This window comes from Methylotenera versatilis 301 (genome assembly GCF_000093025.1).
In the GTDB taxonomy this organism is placed as follows: Bacteria; Pseudomonadota; Gammaproteobacteria; order Burkholderiales; family Methylophilaceae; genus Methylotenera; species Methylotenera versatilis.
Genome location: NC_014207.1, coordinates 1,516,286 through 1,538,571 on the forward strand (window position 1 = coordinate 1,516,286; position 22,286 = coordinate 1,538,571).

General features: G+C 42.8%; 16 protein-coding genes and 2 tRNA genes. 9 read left to right on the top strand and 9 right to left on the bottom strand.

The window, feature by feature from the left end; genetic code table 11:
- Positions 1–5: 5 nt before the first annotated feature.
- From ureE to M301_RS06985, 6 genes are all read left to right on the top strand, one after another.
- Positions 6–503 (top strand): urease accessory protein UreE, encoded by a 498-nt coding sequence (ureE, locus tag M301_RS06960; RefSeq protein ID WP_013148064.1) that lies wholly within the window; start codon positions 6–8, stop codon positions 501–503.
- Positions 496–1,209, top strand: a complete 714-nt coding sequence (locus M301_RS06965) for an urease accessory protein UreF (RefSeq protein WP_013148065.1) — start codon at positions 496–498, stop codon at positions 1,207–1,209. Before ureE ends, M301_RS06965 begins: the two co-directional genes overlap by 8 nt.
- Positions 1,206–1,841 carry an urease accessory protein UreG gene (gene ureG, locus M301_RS06970; protein WP_013148066.1) on the top strand — a complete coding sequence of 212 codons (636 nt, stop codon included), beginning with the start codon at positions 1,206–1,208 and terminating at the stop codon, positions 1,839–1,841. Before M301_RS06965 ends, ureG begins: the two co-directional genes overlap by 4 nt.
- A 10-nt stretch (positions 1,842–1,851) precedes the next feature.
- Positions 1,852–2,418: a HupE/UreJ family protein gene (locus M301_RS06975; protein ID WP_013148067.1), complete on the top strand. Its 567-nt coding sequence runs from the start codon at positions 1,852–1,854 to the stop codon at positions 2,416–2,418.
- A 108-nt stretch (positions 2,419–2,526) separates the two neighbouring features.
- Positions 2,527–5,973: a hybrid sensor histidine kinase/response regulator gene (locus M301_RS06980; protein ID WP_013148068.1), complete on the top strand. Its 3,447-nt coding sequence runs from the start codon at positions 2,527–2,529 to the stop codon at positions 5,971–5,973.
- On the top strand, positions 5,966–6,913 hold the full coding sequence (locus M301_RS06985; protein ID WP_013148069.1) for a response regulator transcription factor: 948 nt from the start codon (positions 5,966–5,968) through the stop codon (positions 6,911–6,913). Before M301_RS06980 ends, M301_RS06985 begins: the two co-directional genes overlap by 8 nt.
- An 18-nt stretch (positions 6,914–6,931) precedes the next feature.
- On the opposite strand, the gene M301_RS06990 is transcribed toward M301_RS06985, so the two are convergent.
- The 9 genes from M301_RS06990 to smc all read right to left on the bottom strand — a co-directional run bounded on the left by M301_RS06990 (position 6,932) and on the right by smc (position 20,949).
- Positions 6,932–9,151, bottom strand: a complete 2,220-nt coding sequence (locus M301_RS06990; RefSeq protein ID WP_013148070.1) for a RelA/SpoT family protein — start codon at positions 9,149–9,151, stop codon at positions 6,932–6,934.
- A gap of 312 nt (positions 9,152–9,463) precedes the next feature.
- Complete coding sequence (locus M301_RS06995; protein ID WP_013148071.1) at positions 9,464–9,982, bottom strand: HvfX family Cu-binding RiPP maturation protein; 519 nt, start codon at positions 9,980–9,982, stop codon at positions 9,464–9,466.
- A gap of 79 nt (positions 9,983–10,061) precedes the next feature.
- Entirely contained in the window at positions 10,062–10,709 is a 648-nt protein-coding gene (locus M301_RS07000; protein WP_013148072.1) for a protein-methionine-sulfoxide reductase heme-binding subunit MsrQ, read from the bottom strand.
- Between the two features lie 19 nt (positions 10,710–10,728).
- Positions 10,729–11,775 carry a protein-methionine-sulfoxide reductase catalytic subunit MsrP gene (msrP, locus tag M301_RS07005; protein WP_013148073.1) on the bottom strand — a complete coding sequence of 349 codons (1,047 nt, stop codon included), beginning with the start codon at positions 11,773–11,775 and terminating at the stop codon, positions 10,729–10,731.
- Positions 11,776–11,910: 135 nt separating this feature from the next.
- A complete protein-coding gene (locus M301_RS07010) occupies positions 11,911–12,813 on the bottom strand; it encodes a tetratricopeptide repeat protein (protein WP_013148074.1) in 903 nt (300 codons plus the stop codon).
- Between the two features lie 67 nt (positions 12,814–12,880).
- Positions 12,881–13,687 carry a 3'(2'),5'-bisphosphate nucleotidase CysQ gene (gene cysQ / locus M301_RS07015; protein WP_013148075.1) on the bottom strand — a complete coding sequence of 269 codons (807 nt, stop codon included), beginning with the start codon at positions 13,685–13,687 and terminating at the stop codon, positions 12,881–12,883.
- Positions 13,688–13,695: 8 nt separating this feature from the next.
- Positions 13,696–15,744: an NAD-dependent DNA ligase LigA gene (gene ligA, locus M301_RS07020; protein ID WP_013148076.1), complete on the bottom strand. Its 2,049-nt coding sequence runs from the start codon at positions 15,742–15,744 to the stop codon at positions 13,696–13,698.
- Between the two features lie 63 nt (positions 15,745–15,807).
- Positions 15,808–17,310 carry a cell division protein ZipA C-terminal FtsZ-binding domain-containing protein gene (locus M301_RS07025; RefSeq protein ID WP_013148077.1) on the bottom strand — a complete coding sequence of 501 codons (1,503 nt, stop codon included), beginning with the start codon at positions 17,308–17,310 and terminating at the stop codon, positions 15,808–15,810.
- Positions 17,311–17,397: 87 nt separating this feature from the next.
- On the bottom strand, positions 17,398–20,949 hold the full coding sequence (gene smc, locus M301_RS07030; protein WP_013148078.1) for a chromosome segregation protein SMC: 3,552 nt from the start codon (positions 20,947–20,949) through the stop codon (positions 17,398–17,400).
- An 81-nt stretch (positions 20,950–21,030) separates the two neighbouring features.
- On the opposite strand from smc, the gene queF reads away from it, so the two are divergent.
- From queF to M301_RS07045, 3 genes are all read left to right on the top strand, one after another.
- A complete protein-coding gene (gene queF, locus M301_RS07035) occupies positions 21,031–21,477 on the top strand; it encodes a preQ(1) synthase (RefSeq protein WP_013148079.1) in 447 nt (148 codons plus the stop codon).
- A 137-nt stretch (positions 21,478–21,614) separates the two neighbouring features.
- Positions 21,615–21,690: transfer RNA gene (locus M301_RS07040), tRNA-Ala, on the top strand.
- Positions 21,691–21,778: 88 nt separating this feature from the next.
- A tRNA-Glu gene (locus M301_RS07045) sits at positions 21,779–21,854 on the top strand.
- Positions 21,855–22,286: the final 432 nt, after the last annotated feature.

The window sequence follows — 22,286 nt, forward strand, 5'->3', positions numbered from 1 at the left end:
ATTTGATGATTAATATTAACAAACGTCTTGGTCACTTTCAGCAAAGCAAAGTCGATGATCAATTGGTGCTGCCTTTTGATTTACGCCAAAGAAGTCGCTTACGTGTGACTTTATCATCAGGTCGTGAAGCCGCATTATTGCTTGATCGTGGAACTATCATGCGTGGAGGTGATTTACTTGAAACCGAAGATGGCTATGTCGTAGAAATTGTTGCTGCACCACAAGCCGTTACCGATGTCACCGCCAAAACGCCTCAAGCCTTAATGTGCGCTGCTTATCATTTAGGCAATCGGCATGTACCCTTGCAAGTGGGTGACGGTTGGCTAAGATTGGAGCAAGATCACGTGTTAAATGAAATGTTAGTGGGTTTGGGCATGACCACTACAGATCAAAATGCTCCATTTGAGCCTGAAGCTGGCGCCTACGGTGGCGGTCACAGACATGATGGGGATGATGACAATTATCAGCGTTTGCCCTCTAAACGGTTGAAACCAAATGCTTAAGCCATCGAATATCGCGACTCATATTGCACCCAATATTGCGTTAAGCCGTTTACTGCAACTTGCCAGCCCTATGTTGCCAGTCGGTGCTTACAGCTATTCACAAGGCTTAGAATGGGCCATTGAGTGCGGTGATGTGTATCATCAAGCAAGCGCTAAAACTTGGATAGCCGATGTGCTAGATATCTATCAGCAGCGTTATGAACTACCAATTTTATATCGCATATACCAAGCTTGGCAGGCTGATGATATGGCTGCTATGAGTGACTGGGATGCAAAATTTCAAGCTGGCCGTGATACCGCTGAAGCGCTAGCAGAGAGCCGTCAAATGGGCTATTCACTGCGTCGCTTATTAAATGATGTTGGGTCGTTACCATTAGAGTTTCTAGAAAAAATCAATGCGCTCGAAACCCCAGCTTTTCCTACAATATATGCAGGAATTGCCTATCATTGGCATATTTCTGCACAAGATTTGTTACATGCCTACGCTTGGTCTTGGGTTGAAAATCAAGTCAGTGCAGCCATGAAAGCTGTGCCGCTTGGACAGGTGGCAGGGCAAAGAATCCTGCTGGAAATAGGAGAGTCTTTACCAGAATGTGTCGCACAAGCGATGTGTTTAGACGATTTTGCAATCAGTAACTTTGTTCCCGGCCTCAGCATTGCTGGGTGTCGCCATGAAACCCAATATAGTCGATTATTCAGATCATGATTCCTACAAAAATTAAACCCAATACTCAATCAGAACCCTTACGTGTGGGCATAGGCGGGCCTGTCGGTTCAGGCAAAACGGCTTTAACGTTGGCTTTGTGTCAGCGTCTGCGTGATGTTTATAATATTGCCGTGGTCACTAACGATATTTACACCAAAGAAGATGCCGAGTTTCTAACGCGCAATGAAGCGCTCACGCCAGATCGCATTATTGGCGTAGAAACTGGAGGTTGCCCACATACCGCGATTCGTGAAGATGCTTCCATGAACCTAGAGGCAGTATCGCAATTGTGCGAACGTTTTGAGGCGCTAGATATTGTGTTTATTGAAAGTGGTGGTGATAATCTGGCAGCAACATTTAGCCCAGAACTTTCAGACTTAACCATTTATGTGATTGATGTTGCCGCGGGTGAAAAAATTCCACGCAAAGGTGGCCCAGGCATTACTAAGTCTGACTTACTTATTATCAATAAAATTGATTTAGCGCCTATGGTTGGCGCTTCTTTAGAAGTGATGGACAGAGATGCAAAGCGTATGAGAGGTGAGCGCCCGTTTATTTTTACTAACTTAAAAATTGGGCAAGGTTTAGAAGAAATCGTTAAATTTATTGAAAAGCAAGGCTTAATGCTTTAGGAGTAATGATATGAAAAAACAAATCACAATAGCGGCTTTATTTTCATTGTTTTCTGGCATCGCTAGCGCACATCCAGGACACGGTTTAGACGGTGCATATGCAGGCTTTATGCACCCATTCACAGGTTGGGATCATTTACTGGTGATGCTGGCAATTGGTGTCTGGGCCGCTAAGTTGGGTGGAAAAGCACGCTGGCAGCTGCCGCTGACATTTGTCGCGATCATGGCGACGGGTGCTGTATTGGGTTTATCAGGTTTAAATTTCGCCTACGCAGAAACCGCGATTGCCGCCAGTGTCATGGCGATGGGCGTACTGTTGATGATGAGTTTACCGATGAACAAGATGATGCAATTGAGCATTACAGCTTTATTTGCCTTATTTCATGGGTTGGCGCATGGTATAGAGCTTCAATCACAATCAAGTTCAGCCGCGTTAGGTGGAATGTTATTCGCAACGGCTATGCTGCATAGTCTAGGCCTTTTGATGGCTTCTCAGCGCGTAAAGATGGTTCATGTGCTTAACAACTCTTTAGCTTGGTTATTGCTGTTGGTAGGTGGCTACTTATTATTAGCTTAGTCAGATATTTATCTGCCTTAGGTTTTAAGCATCTAGTTTTAAACATATGAGGGAGATATCCTCCCAAGGTACGTTTGTTGCTTACAACAATATACTTTATGAATATTGATGCAATCGGATGTTGAATTGAACCCTAATAATTTGTCATTGGCACCGCCAGAAAATGCCAAGCCAACACAGCGCATCATTAAAATACGCCGGGACTACAACACATGGGTGGCGAATGAATCTATAGAGGATTTTGCCCTTCGCTTTACACCTCGATCATTCCGTAAGTGGTCAATTTTTCGCGTTTCAAATACTGCTTTAAGCGCCATTTCATTTCTGGTCTTAGAGGCCGTTGGCGGCACTATCGCGGTTAATTATGGCGCAGTAAACGCGCTGTGGGCGATTTTAGCTGTGGGCGTCATTATATTTTTAACCGCGCTACCTATTAGCTTTTATGCGGCTAAATATGGCCTAGACATGGATTTACTTACCCGTGGCGCTAGTTTTGGCTACATTGGCTCCACTATTTCATCTTTTATTTACGCCTCTTTCACGTTTATTTTATTTGCATTAGAAGCCGCCATTATGGCTTATGCACTAGAGCTATATTTTCATTTACCTCTCTACCTCGGTTACTTAGTTAGCGCCCTGGTCGTCATTCCTTTTGTGATTCATGGCGTCACATTAATCAATCGAATTCAGATGTTCACACAACCTGTTTGGCTGATACTCATGTGCATGCCTTTTATTGCAATCATGTATCAAGACCCAGAAGTCATCTCACGCATGATGCTCTTTGCGGGTGCATCTGGCGAGCGGGGGGAGTTTAATCTGCTTCTATTTGGTGCTGCAACTGCAGTAGGGGTGGCTTTAATTCCCCAAATTGGTGAGCAAGTAGACTTTCTTCGCTTTATGCCAGAAAAAACACCTGAAAATAGTTGGCGGTGGAATTTGGGCGTGCTGACGGCTGGACCTGGCTGGGTATTTGTAGGCATGATAAAAATGGCAGCGGGCGTTTTATTGGCTTATCTCGTCATTCAAAGTGACATGTCATTTCTACAGGCAACTAATCCCACGCAAATGTATTTAGTGGGTTATCAGTATTTATTTAGCTCAAAAGAATTAGCTTTGGGTATGACGGCGTTATTTGTTGTGATTTCCCAAGTTAAAATTAATATGACCAATGCTTATGCAGGTTCACTGGCATGGTCTAACTTTTTTGCTCGGTTAACACATAGCCATCCAGGCCGCGTGGTTTGGGTGGTTTTTAATGCCAGTATCGCAATCGTATTAATGGAGTTAGATGTATTTAAAGCCTTAGAGCAGGTATTGGCTTTATATTCAAACATCGCTATTGCATGGATTGCGGCTGTCGTGGCTGATTTAGTCATCAATAAGCCACTTGGCTTAAGCCCGAAGGGCATTGAATTTAGACGCGCTTATTTGTACGATATTAATCCTGTAGGCGTGGGAGCTATGCTATTGGCTTCGTTGTTTTCTATCACTGCGTTTTCAGGTGTTTTTGGCGTTGTACCTCAAGCATTTTCTGCTTTTATCGCACTTTTTACCGCATTGATTGCATCGCCAATTATTGCTTGGCTTACTAAGGGTAAATACTATATTGCGCGCAAACCAATTGTATTTAGCCCAACAACCCGTATCGCTAAATGCACCGTTTGTGAGCGCGAATATGAAACGCCAGATATGGCGCATTGCCCAGCATATCAAGGCTTTATTTGTTCGCTATGCTGTTGCCTAGATGCACGTTGTAATGATGCTTGCAAGCCTGATGCCAAATTTTCTACCCAATGGGAAGCTACCCTAAAGAAAGTATTACCTAAAACGCTTTGGACCTATCTGAATTCTGGTTTAAGTGCCTACTTACTTTTGATGAGTATTACCTTAACTTTTTTAGCAACCTTGCTATGGCTAATTTATTACCATGAAAGCCAAGTGTTGGCGCAAACCGCCGCTAGCTTATTGCCACAATTACGTTCTGGCTATTTGAAGATATTTTCTGCACTTGTGTTTGCAAGTGCCATTATTGCTTGGTGGTTGGTATTGACTGGTCAAAGTAGGCGTGTGGCGCAAGAGGAATCTAACCGTCAGACAGGTTTATTACAACGTGAAATAGAGTTACATCAAAAAACCGATGCTGAGCTTCAACTAGCACGACAGGTTGCAGATCAAGCTAACCAAGCTAAAAGTCGCTACATTACCGGTATTAGCCACGAACTACGCACGCCACTCAATAGCATTTTAGGCTACGCACAATTGTTAGATAACGATACGTCTATTCCAGATAGTCGTTTACAAGCGATACGTGTGATACGTCGCAGCGGCGAACATTTGCTATCACTCATTGAAGGTACGCTCGATATTGCACGTATCGAAGGCGGCAAACTTACTTTTGATATCAAGCCATTGAGATTCCCAGAATTTATTAAACAAATAGTCAGCATGTTTGAATTGCAAGCGCGTAACAAAGGTATTAATTTTGCCTATGAAGTGACAAGCGAGCTGCCAAAAATGGTGCGTGCCGACCAAAAGCGCTTAAGTCAAATACTCATTAATATTTTGGGTAACGCGGTCAAGTTTACGCAACATGGCGGCGTAGTTTTCCGGGTGCAGTATGCACGTGAACTAGTGCAAATTGAGATTGAAGATACTGGCCCTGGCATACAAACCCATGAAATTGATTCTGTATTTGAGCCATTTGCAAGAGGTAGCGCAGCTGCCAACGATAGAATAGGGGGGACTGGTTTGGGTCTCACTATTAGCAAGTTGTTAACGCAATTAATGGGCGGTGAAATCAGTGTGAACAGCGTGGTAGGGAAGGGTACCATATTTAAAATTAAGTTATTCTTACCACAAATACACAAAACCCAAGAAATAGAAGCAGTGTTAGCCGCCCAGCGTATTGGCTATGTAGGCACAAGAAAGAGAATACTGGTGGTAGATAATGAGTATATTGATAGAGAAATGTTAGTCACTCTGCTCCAGCCGCTAGGTTTTGAAATGGCCGAAGCTGCCAATGGTCTGGAGTGTCTTGAACAACATACAGTATTTAATCCTGATTTAATTTTGATGGATCTTGCTATGCCGATGATGGATGGTTGGGAAGCCAGTTATGTCATACGTAAAGTACGGCAGTCTGATGTGCCAATTGGTATTGTATCGGCTAATGCCTTCGATAAAGGCTTAGAAAACACTGCAGGCATAGGTGCTGAAGACTTTATATTAAAACCCGTAGAGCTATCTGAGTTGTTAGATTGGCTAGGTAAACAACTTAATTTAGAATGGATTACCGCGTCAGAAAATCAGCTATTGCCTGTCGAAGAGCCAAACTTTACGCCTGTATTGGTTGCACCACCTAAAATCTATCTAGATGAGTTGTTAGCGTTAATGAAAATAGGGTATGTTCGGGGTATTTCTAAAAAAATTGATGAAATAGAGAGTTTAGATGTCGAATATAAAGTATTTGCTATTGCGATGAGAAAGTTTGCACAACAATTCCAGTTAGCTGCCATGAAGAAATTTGTGGAAGAGATTAACACCTATGAGTAACCTTAAGCCAAGCAGAGACGGTGCGCCTATTGTGCTCATTGTCGATGATGTGCCCGATAACTTAGCAGTGTTACATGATGCATTGGATGAATCAGGATTTACTGTATTAGTCGCTAATAATGGAGAGGCTGCTCTAGTGGCTGCGATAGAAGCGCAACCTGGCATTATATTGCTCGATGCTATCATGCCTGGCATGGATGGTTTTGAGGTATGCAGAAAGCTAAAAGCAGACATTAATACTCGTCATATTCCAATCATTTTCATGACAGGGCTCACTGAGTCTGAACATGTGGTTGCAGCGTTTCAGGCGGGCGGAACTGATTATATTACGAAGCCTATACGTGCAATAGAAGTGCTAGCAAGAATAGATGCGCACATGCAAACTTCGCGCTTGATGAATCAGGCGCGTGGGGCCTTAGACGCATTCGGTCAGGCTGCTGTTGCGATTACACCAAGTAATGGCAAGGTTGTATGGCAAACGCCTTTAGCAAGAGAATGGATGCAGCGATATTTTCCAGAGCATTATGCACATTATCAATCCAAAACGCCGCCACAAGTATTATCTTGGATTGAAAAAGTATCACTCGCTCGAGAAACGCAAGCTGATATACCACTTTTGACAATTGTTTTACCAAGAGGGCGTTTGAACTTTGTTCCAGCAGAACTTAACGATAGTGAGCAGTGGGTAATTTTGCTGCGAGAAGAGTCTGATGCAGCGCAGATAGAGGCATTGATGACGATATTTAAGTTAACTAGCCGAGAGTCAGAAGTTTTGTACTGGGCCACCAAAGGTAAAACCAGCCGCGATATTGGTGACATTCTTGGCTCCAGCCCACGCACCGTAAATAAACACCTAGAGCATGTGTTTGTTAAGTTAGGCGTAGAAACAAGAACTGCGGCGGCGGCCTTAGCCTCTAGCAAAATTCGTACTATAAAGTAATCAAAATCAAATCATAGATTATCGCCGCCGTGCTGCGATAACATTTGGCACCTGCTGTATCAAGCCCAGTAGGCGGCTTAGTTGTTCCAAATCAGAGATCTCGATCGAAAACTGCATTAACGCCAGATGATTCCTACTCATCGTGTTGGCCTTGGTGGCGTTGATTTTTTCACGAGCGAATAGGTCGCTGATGTCTCGAAGCAGGCCTTGACGGTCATGTGCTTCCACTTCGATATCCACGTCCGAGCGGACACTCTGAGAGTTACCCCACTGGGCATTGAGCACGCGATCGTGCCGTTCCTCTGGTAATCGTGCGATAAACGTACATGCCTTACGATGAATCGTTACCCCATGATCACGCGTGAGGTAGCCAACAATGACATCCTGAGGCATAGGTTTGCAGCATTTGGCTGTGCTGGTTTGTAAGTTACCGATACCTTCAATCACGATCTCAGTCTGAGATTTTACATTTGAAATGCGTCTGGGAGCGATTGGTGTGTCCGTTTGCTCAGCTTTTGGAGCCACCTCACCCTGAATAGCGAGGGCAATTTGATGCTCGCTGATATCTCCGCGCCCAATGGCAGCCAGAAAATCTTCAAGTTTCTGAAATTGTAGTTTCTGCGCTATTTTTTCTTGATTAATGGCTCCTACGCCGGCACGGTGCAACTCGCGATCCAACTTCGCACGACCCTGCGCTGTATTTTCTTCGAAATGCTGATATTTGAACCAGTGCCTAACCTTGGCACGAGCACCCGGACTTTGCAGGAAACCAAGCGTAGCATTAAGCCAATCGCGGCTAGGTGAGCCATGTTTTGACGTTAGAATCTCTACGCGCTGACCGTTTTGTAGCTTCGTGTTGAGAGGCACGATGCTTCCATCCACTTTCGCGCCACGCGTGCGATGCCCTAAATCAGTATGTAAGGTATAGGCAAAATCAATAGGGGTAGCGCCTGCGGGCAGATCAATTACTTTGCCTTGCGGCGTCAGCACGTAGACTTTGTCTTGGAACAGTTCGCTCTTAAATTGCTCCAGTAAATCGCCGCTGTCGGCAACTTCGTCTTTCCATGCCAATATCTGGCGCAACCAAGCGACTTTCTCGTCGAATTTAGCGTCTGATTTACCGCCTTCCTTATAACGCCAGTGGGCTGCAACGCCCAGTTCAGAATGCTGATGCATCTCAACAGTGCGAATCTGAACTTCCAACGCCAATCCGCGTGGTCCGCTAACGGCAGTATGCAAAGAACGGTAGTTGTTGCTCTTAGGTCGCGCGATATAGTCGTCGAATTCACCAGGAATAGGCTGCCATAAGTTATGAATCATGCCCAATACAGTGTAGCAGTCCTTAATTTCGTCCACCAAAATCCGCACCGCACGCACATCATAAAGCTCGTTGAAATCTAGGCGCTTACTTTTCATCTTCTTTATGATGCTATAAATGTGTTTAGGGCGTCCAGTGACTTCAGCCTTGATTTCGGCATGGCTCAGTTCATATTTTAGTTGGTTCACAACATCAATGATGTATTGCTCTCGGTCGACGCGTCGCTCATCCAACATTTTCGCTACTTCTTTGTAGAGTTGAGGCTCTAGATAACGTAGCGAGAGGTCTTCCAACTCCCATTTAATCTGCCACACACCAAGACGGTTGGCCAGCGGTGCAAAAATTCCCTTGCTCTCCTGTGCAATTCGCTTCTGCTGGCTAGGGCTAGCTCCAGATAAACAGCGCAAAGTATGCGTGCGTTCAGCCAGCTTAATCAGAACGACGCGGATGTCTTGCACCATTGCCAACAACATTTTGCGCAAGCTCTCTACCTGCTGCGCGTGGTCACCATTTTTCAAGTCAGGGTCATGCAGGCCTTCAATCTCGCTGAATGCTTGAATTTGCTCCATACGTGAAATACCTTCAACCAAGCCAACAATATTGGAGCCGAATTGAGTTTCCAGCGCTGTACGCCAATCAACGAGCCTCTCTGGTACAGCATGTAGTATCGTTGCGGCAATGGTTTCCACATCCATGTTCATGTCGATGAGGATGGTCGCCGCTCCCAGTGCATGCTGCAATAGTGGCGTACCTGTCAGTTCAGTACAACCAGCATAGAGCGGAGTAACTAGATCGCAGGCAAGACGAATTAACTCAACATCAGTGGTCGAGAAACACTTCGATAAAGATTCAATCCAAGAAGAAACATCGCTCTCATTTGATGCTAGTAAAACAGAATTTTTGTTGTGAATAGAAACCATGAAATATTATCGCATCAAGGTGCCAGCAAATACAGCTTAAATGTTAGACAGATGACGAAAGTCTGCGCAAACTTATAACAAGTCAGCATCACTAAGTTTTGTTACGTTCTCACCATTTATGGATTAATTATTTACGCATTTAAAAATAAATGGAAAATGCTGCGTGGAGAGTAGCTAATACGCTAAGGACTATTCCGAAGTGATTATATCTTTACTTCGTATAATGTATATTATGTTAAATTAAATGTAATAATAGATTATCTAATAACTTAAGTATCAGTCACCACTATTCTGATAACTGATACTTAAAGTCTAATTAAATTTATTATTAATTAGGTGATCAACACTCAACTTACCTGCGCCACCAAACAGCAATGGTAAAAACATCAATAGGTAAATAAGTGGTAATTTGTAGTTACCAAATCCGTCGCCATCTTCGTCAACGATTCTGTAACCTTTGAGTAGCTCGCTTAAGTTGCTTACATGTTCAGGCCAATGCACGGCTGAGATTGCAACTATGGTGAGAATCATTAACGATATTGAGAAAAATCTAGTGGCAAAACCAAATGCTAGCGCAAACGCGCCTGTAATCTCAAAAAATGTTGAGATGCCCCAACTAATATCAGGTGGTAATAAATTGAATGGAAATGGAAAAGCTAAATCTGCAAACCAATTGGTGCCGTGTAGTTTTTCAAAGCCAGATTCACCAAATTCCCATGCCAGTAGCAATCTTAAAAATAATTGAGGTACACTTTCTGCTAGATTATTTAGTTGGTTGATACCAGCTTTATATAAATTTAAACCGCTGGAGATTAAGTTTGTTGTAGTCATATTAAGTCCCTTGTTAATGTTTATTTGTTTCTATAATCATTAGTCGCGGAAAATTAAAATGACTTACAAAAAATTAAAACTAAAGACTGTTTATCTGAACTTTACTACTTACTTTTGCGGCTTTTATATATTTATAATAGATTCTAATACTGAGTAAAACTATTAATATACAAGCATATAGAAGCGGTTCTCGAATATCTTTCTTAACTAGCCACCAGAAATGCACTATAGCTAAAATAGCTATTAAATAGACCAATTGATGTAGTTGTTTCCAGCGCTCACGTAAGCGTTTCATCATGCTATTAGTAGATGTTAAGGCTAATGGAACACTTAATACGAACGCCGCAAAACCAACAAGAATGCGAGGATGTTTGGCGATGTCTTTAGTGATGTCTAGCCAATCGAATGCAAAGTCTAGCCACAAGTAAGTAATAATGTGTAAGCACACGTAAAAGAACATAAATAAGCCTAGCATACGCCTCATTTGTATTTGCCATGCTCGTCCTGTGAGTAAGCGAATGGGCGTTAATGTGAGCGTTGCCAGTAACATAAATAGTGCCCAGAAGCCAGTTGAACGTTCGATAAACTCGATTGGATTGGCACTTAAGTTATCTGCAACGCCTAGCCAAATTAAGCGCACTAATGGAATAAGGCATACGGTAAATACAAAGGCCTTAATCCATGTGATTTGTTTCTTTGTTGGATTGTTTTTTAAAAAAGCTAACATGGCGATTACCTTAAGTACCTTAAAAGTTTTTACGTAAATCCATACCAGCGTACATCTGCCCTACTTGATCTGCATAACCATTAAACATCTGTGTTTTAATGCGTCCAGCAAACAAGCCGCCACCAATGCGCTTTTCAGAAGACTGAGTCCAACGCGGATGCTCAACATTCGGATTCACATTGGCATAAAATCCATATTCGTTAGGTCCTGCTTTCATCCAGCTTGAAACTGGCATTTTTTCAACAAAGCGAATCTTAACAATCGCTTTGGCGCCTTTAAATCCATATTTCCATGGAGTCACTAAGCGCATAGGTGCGCCATTTTGATTAGGTAATTGTTCACCATATAAACCAACTGCCATAATTGTCAGTGGATTCATCGCTTCATCCATACGCAAGCCTTCTACATAAGGCCAATCAAGCACTTGAAGGTTCTGACCAGGCATTTGCTGTTTATCGGCTAAAGAGATAAATTCCACATATTTTGCATTAGAATTAGGCTCAGCCCATTTAATCAATTGCGCTAAAGGCAATCCTATCCAAGGAATCACCATAGACCAGCCCTCTACGCAGCGCATGCGGTAGATGCGCTCTTCTAACGGCGCTAACTTATAAATATCTTCAATACTTATCGTTTTATTCTTTTTAACTTCGCCTTCGATACTGACTGTCCAAGGATAAGGTTTGAACAGTTTTGAGTTGATCGCAGGTTCGTTTTTATCTGTACCAAATTCATAATAGTTATTGTAGGTCGTGACATCTTCATAAGCGGTGAGCTTTTCGCCCGCGCCATAAGTAGTTTTAGCATAGTTGGCGATTTTTTGATGAGCCCCAAAGGATGGCGCTTTAATAATAGCTGGAGCATTTGCACGCCCTATTAATCGACCTGCACCTTCAGTGGTACCAGAACTTACGGTGGCGGCTTTAAGTGGGTTACTTAATAAGCTGAGCGCCGCACCTGCGACTAGGCCAAAGCCTGCTTTCTGGATGAACTCACGACGATTGTCAAAAACCGTTTTAGGTGTAATTTCAGAGGGAATAATGTCAGACTTTCTTTGAATAATCATGGCGGCTCTCAATTAAAGGTGCAATTAAAAAGATTGATGAGATGTTTCTGTTGCCTATTAGTCGCCCCTGAATAGATTCCCTTACAATATATTCAACTAATTTTTTATAACCGTAAAAATTAAAAATCTTAAAACTTAAAACAAGCCAGCAGTTTCTTGATCTATCTCTGCATCCAAAGCCTTGTCATTGGTGTTTTTAGCAATGAGTTTAGCGTTCTCAATCAGGCTTTTAGCCGTTGCAATATCACCTTTTGCAACTTTAACTTGCGCCAACACATAACTGCCCTGTGCTTCATAGTAGGCACCACCCTGCTCTTTGGCGAACTTGATGATTTTATTCAGTATATTTTCAGCGCTGGTGTAACTCTTGGTAATCACGTAATAACGGCCTAGCTCAACGCTAGAGTGGGCGTATTGATCTAAAGTTCCAGCAGTATCATGCATTAAATAGGCTTTAAGTTGGTATTCAACAGCCAAATCATTTTGATTCAATTTGTGATGGGTTGATGCAACTTTTTCGTAGCTTTCGCCGCGTTCATTGTCATTTGCAGCAAGTTTAGTCCCCGCCATATACTCAGGTAAGGCTTGAGCATACTGATTGTTTTCAAAATAAACATCACCCATTGCATTATGCGCAACACGTTCAAATGCCTGATTGTTGGCAGCTTTAGCATTTACCAGCGACTGCTGAAAACTTGCTATCGCCGAATCATCCTGCTTAAGTGCATGATAAGTGCGGCCAATCAGCAAAGTGGTGCTGGTCTTGTCAAAAACGTCGGTTGATAAGTTATTTGCTTGTTTAAAAGACGATAACGCTAAGTCAAATTTTGTCGTTGCAGTCAAGGCGCGCCCCTGGCAAATGAAAGCCTCAACCTCTTTATTATTGTTGCTTAATGCTTTCTCAGCTTGCTTCAAGGCAGTGACAGCATCGCCTTTATTCAGAGCTGATTTGCAAGCAGAAACTTCCGCACTTTCTGCATAAACATTATTTAAAAACAATGTGATAAAAATTGAACTTAAAGTAATTTGTAACTTCATTTGTTGTTTATCTTTCTAGTTAATTCGCGCTAATTAATTCAGGTTTTATTTGACTGATTTACAGAAGTTATAAATAAACTGACCAGTTGTGAGCGCCATCACCTTTAGCAAAAAAGCTAGGGTTCAATAAAGAATCTTTGGTGTTATAAAGCAATGAATGATTAGACATATCCACTATATCGCCACCCGCTTCCATCAATACGCAATGTGCCGCTGCGGTGTCCCATTCTGAGGTAGGTCCTAACCTTGGATACACGTCCGCCAAACCTTCAGCCACTAAACAGATTTTTAGAGAGCTGCCCATGCTAATTAGTTCAGGCGCTACACCTGCGACGCTTTCTAAATTGCGCATGAATTGCTGCATTTTTTCATTGCAGTGCGAACGACTACCTGCGACAGTTGGCTGTTTTAGATTTAATAATCGAGTATGAATACTTTGAGTGTGATTTGTTTCTAGCTGCTTATAAGCACCATGGCCGTGGCTGGCGTAATACAACAAGCCAGTCACTGGGGCGTACACGACGCCAAGCACAGGCTGATGGCGATCTATAAAGGCAATATTAACGGTAAATTCACCATTTCTTTTGACGAACTCCCGCGTGCCATCCAAAGGATCTATCAGCCAGTATTGTTGCCACTGGCGGCGCGTTTCAAAACCTATACTGTCTGATTCTTCAGAAAGAATAGCAATATCTGGCGTGAGCTTGCTTAAAGCCTGAACAATCACTTGGTGTGCGGCTAAATCAGCCTGAGTAAGCGGTGAGTTGTCATCTTTTTTAACGACATTAAAATCTGTTGAATATACCTGCATGATGGCGTCACCGGCGGCTTTCGCGATAACAATGACTTGCTCAAGATATTGATGGTAGCTCATTAACAATCTTAAGCCAGCAAAGCCAGCAAACCCGCTTCATCCAGTATGACCAAACCAAGTTCCTGCGCTTTATCTAACTTACTACCTGCATCACTGCCTGCAACGACAAAATCTGTTTTCTTGGAAACGCTACCGCTCACCTTGCCGCCTACCGCCTCTATCATTTCTTTTGCTGCATCGCGCGATAAAGTTGGCAATGTGCCCGTGAGCACGAAGGACTTACCAAGCAAATGCCCCGTAGCAAGCTGCTTGCCTTCAGTTTCAGGCCATGAGATGCCAGCGTGCTGCAGCGCTCGAATGACATCTTGATTATGCTGTTCACCTAAGAAATTACTAATAGACTCGGCAACTACCGGCCCAACATCATTCACAGTTAATAGCGATGCGGCGTCAGCTTGCATGAGTGCAGATAAGTTGCCAAAGTGCTTGGCTAAATCTTTAGCGGTAGCTTCACCCACGTTGCGCATACCCAGCGCATAGATAAAGCGGGCTAGTGTGGTTATTTTACTGTGATCTAGCGCATCTAAAATGTTTTGCGCAGATTTAGTCGCCATGCGATCTAGATTGCTTAATGTCTCTAAGTTGAGTTGATAGATATCAGCCAGCGTATGCACTAAATTAGCTTCAACTAGTTGATCAACTAACTTTTCGCCCAATCCTTCAATGTCCATTGCGCGCCGTGATGCAAAGTGCGTAATTGCTTGTTTACGTTGCGCAGGACAAAACAAACCGCCCGTGCAACGGGCTACGGCTTCATCTGCCTGTTTTAGAATATGTGAACCACATTCAGGGCATGCTGTTGGCATTTCAAAGCGACGTGCATCCGCAAGGCGTCTCTCTAGTACAACACTGACGACTTCTGGGATCACATCCCCTGCCCTACGCACGCTTACTGTATCGCCAATATGTACATCTTTACGCCGCACTTCATCCTCGTTGTGCAATGTGGCATTGGTGACAGTTACTCCGCCAACAAACACGGGCGCCAGCCTTGCTACTGGTGTAATAGCGCCAGTACGGCCTACTTGCACATTAATATCTTCAACGACTGTTAATGCTTCTTGCGCTGGAAACTTATGTGCAATCGCCCAGCGTGGGGCGCGCGAAACAAAGCCAAGTTCATTTTGTTGATTGAATTGATTAACTTTATAAACTACGCCATCAATATCAAACGGCAGTTCGTTGCGCAGCTGACCAATTTTTTGGTAATAATCGCGTAGGCCTGTTACGCCCATGACCAATTGCCGCACTTCGCTGACAGGAAAATACAGGTTTGCTAGATAATCCATCGCCATGCTATGGCTGCCTAAGGCTGGGGCGCCGTCTGCTACTCCTAAACCATAAGCAAAAAAGCTTAGTGGGCGTGTTGCGGTAATTTTTGCATCTAATTGACGAAGGCTACCAGCTGCGGCATTTCGCGGGTTGGCAAACAGCTTTTCACCTTTAGCCAACTGCGCTTGATTAAGCTTCTCAAAATCGCGCTTAAACATTAACACTTCGCCACGCACCTCTAATAATTTAGGTGCGTTCTCACAATTAAGCCGCATTGGGATTGAACGCACAGTACGCAAATTATGGGTGACATCTTCACCCGTGTAACCATCACCACGGGTTGCACCTTGCGTAAAAATGCCATTCTCATAAGTTAAAGTAATGGCCAAGCCGTCAAATTTTGGCTCAACAGCATACTCAACCTGCTCTTGCCCCAATGCTTCGCGGACGCGTTTATCAAAGGCTTCTAACTCACTATCCTCAAACGCATTATTGAGTGACAGCATAGCCTGTCTGTGCGTAATACTATTGAAGGCATTGGCAGCAGAACCACTTACACGCTGTGTTGGCGAATCTGGGGTGATTAAATTGGGGTGTTGACGTTCGATGTCTTGCAAGTCGCGGTAGACGAGGTCGTATTCACTATCGGGCACAGATGGCGCATCAAGCACATAATACTCATGGTCATATTGGGCTATAAGTTGACGCAACTGCTGGCAGCGTAATGCCAGATTGGGTTGCCCTAAACTTCCAAATAGGTCTGGCTGCGCCATAGGATCTAACATAGGCTTTCTAACATAAACGGTCTAGCAATGAGATTACCAACATACTGAATATTACCTAGTACGTTAAGAGAATAGTCTATGTGCGCTATCTGAGCCAGGAACGATGCCACGTACTAACATGGTGGCTTGCAACACCTTAATTTGCTGACGAATTTTCTCGACTTGAATATCACCCAGCACTTTGTTATTACTATCCACCAATGTTGCGTTCAGCCCTATTTCCATTTGTCTTGCTACTTGTATCATCTGATTAAAGGTTTCAGCCGACTGTTTAACATGTGGAATGTCTAGTTGGAACGTAATACCTTTTACCACTGAGGTTCTGAGCATTTCTGGGCTAAACGGATGATCGTCACGATTGAACATCACAAAGGATGGATGTTGCTTATTAGCTATATCATCAGATGATTGATCGTAATATTTAAAAGTGCCATCTGGGGTAAGTGTTAAGCCTTGCGCCTCTGCCAAGCCGCGTAATTTGGTGCCAGTAAAAGCACCGCTATCACCATGCATTAAATGAAACCCAATGGTCTTATCCACTTCTATACAAAATAAATCTAAAGAGTTGGCTGTATTCAGTGCATCACCCGCATTTTGCCATTCCACATGACCATTAATATCTAACCCTAAAGTTTCAACCGCTAATTGAAAGCGGTTTAATGTGCTACGCTCCACTGCTCCGCCGCGGTCTGCCAACTGCATGCTGCAAGCCACTTTTGAAATAAGTCTATTCAATGCTTCTTGATTAGTTTGCATCTCTTTTAACAAATGCCATTGTTTGTTAGAGTCTAAAACATGCACAAAAATTGGTTTATCAAAGTTATCAAACAATGAAGTTAAGGCGTGATTTAAGGCGCTAATAGGCGTGTCCGTAGATAAATACAATAAAGCCGTTAAATCCATTTGCCCATGCAGCATTTCAGGCAAGCTCACAGAAGCCTCTGCATGTAGATTATTTTTTGTTTGTGGATTTTGCTCTATTGGGTCTTGCTTAGTTGAAGCTTGGTCAAACACGGCTTTGAAATCATTATTTTGGGTATTTACAGCATCTTGCACTGGTGCTTGTTGATGCTGATCTTGTTTATTATTATCAGAAACTAGTCTGTCTAATTTTGAATTGATGAGTTCGCTGTAGGTATCATCAATAGACTCTTCTTTTTGCATTAGCAACTCTGCAGCATTTTCATTCGGTAAGGCTACAAACCTATCATCAGACTCTTCATATTTTGTGTGTAATGGCTGCTTACTAACTGCCGTTGTTTCATCAATTGAGAAGTGATTGCTAGCCCTGTTATCTGCAGCGCTATCAAATTGATTGGTATGGAATTTTGGTTCATTTAAGTTGCGAGTTTCAAAGCTTGGCTCACCAGTACCAAGCTCATCTAGACTATCTTCTAAATCAGTATTGTCTAAATTATCGTCATCCAGTAAAGCATCTCTTTGCAAAGGTGAAAAGCTCTTTTCCACTTGATTGTGGAATCGTCTTTCCTGCCACCAATTAATAACAAGCACGGCTAATATAATCAGCGCGCCTATGGCGATTAAGGCTATTTGTAATTCACTCATTTACATTTAACTTTCAAAATTGCTCTCATCATTATTTCTTTCAGTACTACTTTAAATCGTTGCTATATTGCTAATGTATGCCACTGATTAAACCGCTACTTCTTCCATCATGCGCACCGCAGCTTCCATATCCACATCCACAATACGTGAAACGCCAGACTCTTGCATAGTAACACCTATCAATTGCTGCGCCATTTCCATGGTTATTTTATTATGACTTACGTATAAAAACTGCGTTTTCTCAGACATTTTTTTCACCATGCTGCAAAAACGCTCAGTATTACTGTCATCCAAAGGTGCATCCACTTCATCCATCAAACAAAATGGTGCTGGATTCAACCTAAATAAAGCAAATACCAAGGCTAAAGCAGTGAGTGCTTTTTCACCACCAGATAACAAATGTATCGTACTGTTTTTCTTGCCCGGAGGTTGAGCAAAAACTTGCATACCCGTATCTAATATCTCTTCACCCAAAAGCTCTAATCTTGCCTGCCCGCCGCCAAATAGCGTGGTGAACAACTCCATAAAATGGCGATTAGCCTCATCAAACGTGGCTTGCAGGCGCCCTCTTGTTTCTTTATCTATCTTCCGAATGGCATCTTCTAATGTTTCGCTAGCATCAGTTAAGTCTTTACATTGGCTATCCAAATATTGTTTGCGAGTTTGCTCGGTTTCCAGTTCTTGAATAGCGGCCAAATTCACCGCGCCTAGCTCCTCTATATCCAGAACAAGCTTGTCGCGTTTGCTTTCTAAATCAATCACTTTGAGCTTACTCTCACCCCCATTAGCCGTTAGATGCTCCGTAAGCTCAGCCTCACTCAATTGCGAAGCCGATAGCTCAGCCTGACATTGTTCAAAATACAAGCGTGCTTCCTGCTCACTAAGCCGGCTTGCTTCGAGCTTATCTCGCAAGGGATGCAATAACTGTTCATTCTGCATACGCATGCGCTCTTGCTGTTGCAAAGCCTGTTCGCAATCACTCATTTGGTTGCGTGCATTGACAAAAGTGAGTTCTTGCTGTTGTTTGTTGTTAATCGCGGTTTCTAAATTAGCTTTTAACGCCTCCATTTTGGTGGCAGCCAATGTGGCTTCCACTTCATTACAGCGTAATTTAAGGCTGGTATTTTCTTCAAGTAAATGATTAATTTTATTATTTAATTCATTGATATTATTGTTATTTAATTTAATATTAAAAGACTTCTCTTGATGCGCGCGCTCTAATGATTGCAGTTGGTTTCTGGCCTCATTAAACGCCAGTTCAGTTTGCTGCCTGTTTTTATCAGCCGCGTCTTTTTCATGTTGTAACTGCTGAAAACCTTGTGAAATCTCAGTCACCAATTGCTCTTTCAATGCCGTTTCCGCTTTGAGTTTAACTAGTTTCTGACTCGTCAATGCGATATCCGCTTGCAATGTTTTTTCTCGCTGCAAGGCATTCGATTGCTGCTGCTTAAGTTGTTGCAGCGCCATACTTAACTGATGCGCCTGCTGAGTCACCGTTTTTAATTGCAGGCTGCGTGTTTGATGCTCGTGACGCAAGGTTTGCAGTTGTTGTTCTAACTCAGTGACTTTATTAGTAGCTACAACTAAACTTTTTTGCAAGTCAGGTAGTTTCTTCACCAATGCATCAAGTTGAGCCTGTCTTTCCAATACGCCATGCAATATAGATTGCGCGCCAAAGTAAGTCACACTTTGTGCTGTGTATATATCACCTTGCTTGTTCACCAAATACTCACCGTAAGCTAAGCCTTTGCGCGCAGCATTTGCATCTACGCCTTCCTCAAGCACATACGCGCCTGCCAGCCAATCTTGTAGAACAGCTTGTAAATCTGGTGTTATTTTTTCCATCAACGAATATAGTGAATTTTGCTGCGGACTAGCTGCAGCATTGTTCGCAGCGGCTAATTCAGATGTTATCGCTAAACTTAACGCGCTGGGTGGCCTACTAGCTGGTAAGCCGTTATTTTCACTGATTTCAGCAGTTGTAAGCGCGTTTAATCTTGCGCCCAAAGCCGACTCCAAGGCGGTTTCCCAACCTGCCTTTATGCTGACTTTTTGCCAAATACGCGCATTGTTATCTAGACCAGCATTTTTTAACCAGCTTGATAGCGCAGCTTCATTATTGCCATTACGCATGGTTTGTTGAATTTTATTTAAAGAGCCTATCTCAGCTTCTAATAAGTTTAATTCTCGTTGCTGAACTAAATGGTTATCTCGACTTGCTTTGAGTGATAAATTTAGCGCTTGTTCATTTTGCAATACTTCTGCCGCATGTTTTTCTAAACTGGCAATCTCAGCTTCTGCCTTAGCCAACTGTTGCTCTTTCTCTGCTAGCACTTCATCCGCTGGAAATTGAATCCCATTCAAATTTTGTTGCAGACGTTGCAAATGCTCGTTCGTTTCAGTGATGGTGCGGGCTATATGCCCAATATTCGCTTGCTCCAGTTTTAAGCGTTGCTCAGCATGTGTCAGAGCTGCTTGGCTAGCGTTAAAGGCTGTCAAAGCCTGTTGGTAACGACCAGATAAGGCTGGAACAGCCTCACGAGCTTCTTCTACCAATAACTCTACCGCTGAAAAATCTGTATTTGCTAGATTTAATTCATTTTGAGCATTTAGTAAACTCTCTTGTAAATTACTTTGTTGCGTGATGTTTTTCTCTAACTGAGTATTGATTTGTTGCAACTGTAACTGCATGCGCTCACGTGCATCTGCAGTATTTTTTACTTGATTCTCAAGATTTGAAACCTCTGCATTGGCTTCATAATACTTAGCTTGCGCCTGATTCACTGCCTCAGTCGCGGAAAAATTCTTCTGCCTAGCCACTTCTAGCGCACTTTCATTACTTCTCAAGCTCGCCATTTGCGCTTCAAGTTCATTCACTAGCTTTTCTACCTGACGCTGCGCTTTCTCCCATTGCGCGCTGGCATCACGTTTTTTAAGCAACCATACTTGGCCTTTCGTAATGGTTAAAGCCGCCTGTAAACGGTGATATTCCGCTGCAACAACAGCTTGAGACTGTAAGCGTGCAATTTGCTTATCCAGCTCACGCAGAATATCTTCTACTCTAATGAGATTTTCACGCGTATCTCGCAAACGTAGCTCAGTTTCGCGACGGCGTTCCTTATATTTACTAATACCAGCCGCTTCTTCTAAGAAAATACGCAATTCTTCTGGTTTAGCTTCAACAATCCGATTAATCGTATTTTGACCAATAATGGCGTAAGCTCGACCACCTAAACCTGTGCCTAAAAACAAATCAGCCACATCGCGACGTCGCACCACAGTATTATTAATATAATAGGTTGAGCCTTTATCACGCTCAATCACGCGCTTAACTGAAATTTCTGCGTATTGGCTCCACTCGCCCGTGGCGCCGCCTAAGCTATTATCAAATATCAACTCAACACTGGCGCGTGAAATAGGCTTACGATTGCCAGATCCGTTAAAAATAACGGCATCCATACTGTCGCCACGCATTTCTTTTGCTGACGACTCGCCCAATACCCAACGCACAGATTCCATGACGTTGGATTTACCACAACCATTAGGCCCAACGACACCCACGCGCTGACCATGGATATGCAACGTTGTTGGATCAACAAACGATTTAAAGCCAGCAAGTTTTAAGTGAGTTAAACGCAAATTGAATAGAAATTATTTAAGCTAAATTTTTGTAGAATTTTATAAGCTAGTATAATAACTTTTTTTAAGCAAAAACACCCTATGACTACACAATCAATCGGCGGCAAACCAACCGCACAACCCACTAAAACACTAGAAACGTTTGAAAATCCAAATCAAGCACGCGATTTCCACATTCATATGGAAATTCCTGAGTTCACCTGCCTTTGTCCAAAAACAGGTCAGCCAGATTTTGCTATCATTTATTTGGACTACATCCCAGACCAAACCTGCGTTGAGTTAAAAAGCTTAAAACTATATATGTGGTCTTTCCGTGACGAAGGCTGTTTTCACGAAGCTGTGACGAATACGATACTAGATGACCTAATTGCAGCCACTCAACCAAAATTCATGCGGGTAACTGCCAAGTTTTATGTACGAGGCGGAGTATTTACTAATGTAGTCGCTGAACATCGTAAAGCGGGCTGGCAACCACTACCGCGCGTTGAACTCACGCAATTTGAGAGCCAATCCAATATTCGAGGCTAGTTTTAAAGTAATTTTGAAATAAATTCGCCACAATTCAAAAATGCTGGTGAAAATCATTGACAATAGTTCGCACCATCATTAATATGGCGCCTCGCTGATGACGCAAGTAAATCACCAGCGAAATTTGATGTAGATTTGGGGGTATAGCTCAGCTGGGAGAGCGCTTGCATGGCATGCAAGAGGTCAGCGGTTCGATCCCGCTTATCTCCACCAAATAACAAAAATTACTAAAATTCTGCTTAGTTAATTAAGTGTTTTGTAGTATGATGTTGCACTTGTAATACGGTACAGAAATTCTTAGGTCCCCATCGTCTAGAGGCCTAGGACACCTCCCTTTCACGGAGGCGACCGGGGTTCGAATCCCCGTGGGGACGCCAATACAACCTTAAATGGTTGATTCGCAAATAAATCACACGCAGTAATAAGTTTCAAACTCAAGTGTTACACACAACAGCTACACTCGAGGTATGACTTTTTCTATCCAAGCGCATTAAATCATCTAAAACGATAATATCCGTTACTCTAATTTAACCAATGCTTTCGTTGTTAATACATCAATCGCAAATGTTTAGAAACCACTTGTCGCCCCTCTAGTTTCCCTTAAGAACTCTTTAGATTTCTGAATTTAACCCTCTATTTTTATCGTCATGTATCTTTTGTTTTTGATTAGCGTACAATAATCATATGACAGATATTAATCAATCAAATAGGGGTGGTAAGCGTGTCGGGGCTGGCAGAAAGCCTTGGGGTTGTTGAATTGCACTCAGAATTGACCCACCTAACGATATAAATTGCACTAGAAATTGACC

Coding starts and splice junctions, on each gene's coding strand:
- queF (WP_013148079.1), top strand. CDS start 21,031: ATGACTACACAATCAATCGGCGGCAAACCAACCGCACAACCCACTAAA.
- M301_RS06985 (WP_013148069.1), top strand. CDS start 5,966: ATGAGTAACCTTAAGCCAAGCAGAGACGGTGCGCCTATTGTGCTCATT.
- M301_RS06995 (WP_013148071.1), bottom strand. CDS start 9,982: ATGACTACAACAAACTTAATCTCCAGCGGTTTAAATTTATATAAAGCT.
- M301_RS06975 (WP_013148067.1), top strand. CDS start 1,852: ATGAAAAAACAAATCACAATAGCGGCTTTATTTTCATTGTTTTCTGGC.
- msrP (WP_013148073.1), bottom strand. CDS start 11,775: ATGATTATTCAAAGAAAGTCTGACATTATTCCCTCTGAAATTACACCT.
- cysQ (WP_013148075.1), bottom strand. CDS start 13,687: ATGAGCTACCATCAATATCTTGAGCAAGTCATTGTTATCGCGAAAGCC.
- M301_RS06965 (WP_013148065.1), top strand. CDS start 496: ATGCTTAAGCCATCGAATATCGCGACTCATATTGCACCCAATATTGCG.
- M301_RS07025 (WP_013148077.1), bottom strand. CDS start 17,310: ATGAGTGAATTACAAATAGCCTTAATCGCCATAGGCGCGCTGATTATA.
- ligA (WP_013148076.1), bottom strand. CDS start 15,744: ATGTTAGATCCTATGGCGCAGCCAGACCTATTTGGAAGTTTAGGGCAA.
- ureG (WP_013148066.1), top strand. CDS start 1,206: ATGATTCCTACAAAAATTAAACCCAATACTCAATCAGAACCCTTACGT.
- M301_RS06990 (WP_013148070.1), bottom strand. CDS start 9,151: ATGGTTTCTATTCACAACAAAAATTCTGTTTTACTAGCATCAAATGAG.
- M301_RS06980 (WP_013148068.1), top strand. CDS start 2,527: ATGCAATCGGATGTTGAATTGAACCCTAATAATTTGTCATTGGCACCG.
- M301_RS07000 (WP_013148072.1), bottom strand. CDS start 10,709: ATGTTAGCTTTTTTAAAAAACAATCCAACAAAGAAACAAATCACATGG.
- ureE (WP_013148064.1), top strand. CDS start 6: ATGATTAATATTAACAAACGTCTTGGTCACTTTCAGCAAAGCAAAGTC.
- M301_RS07010 (WP_013148074.1), bottom strand. CDS start 12,813: ATGAAGTTACAAATTACTTTAAGTTCAATTTTTATCACATTGTTTTTA.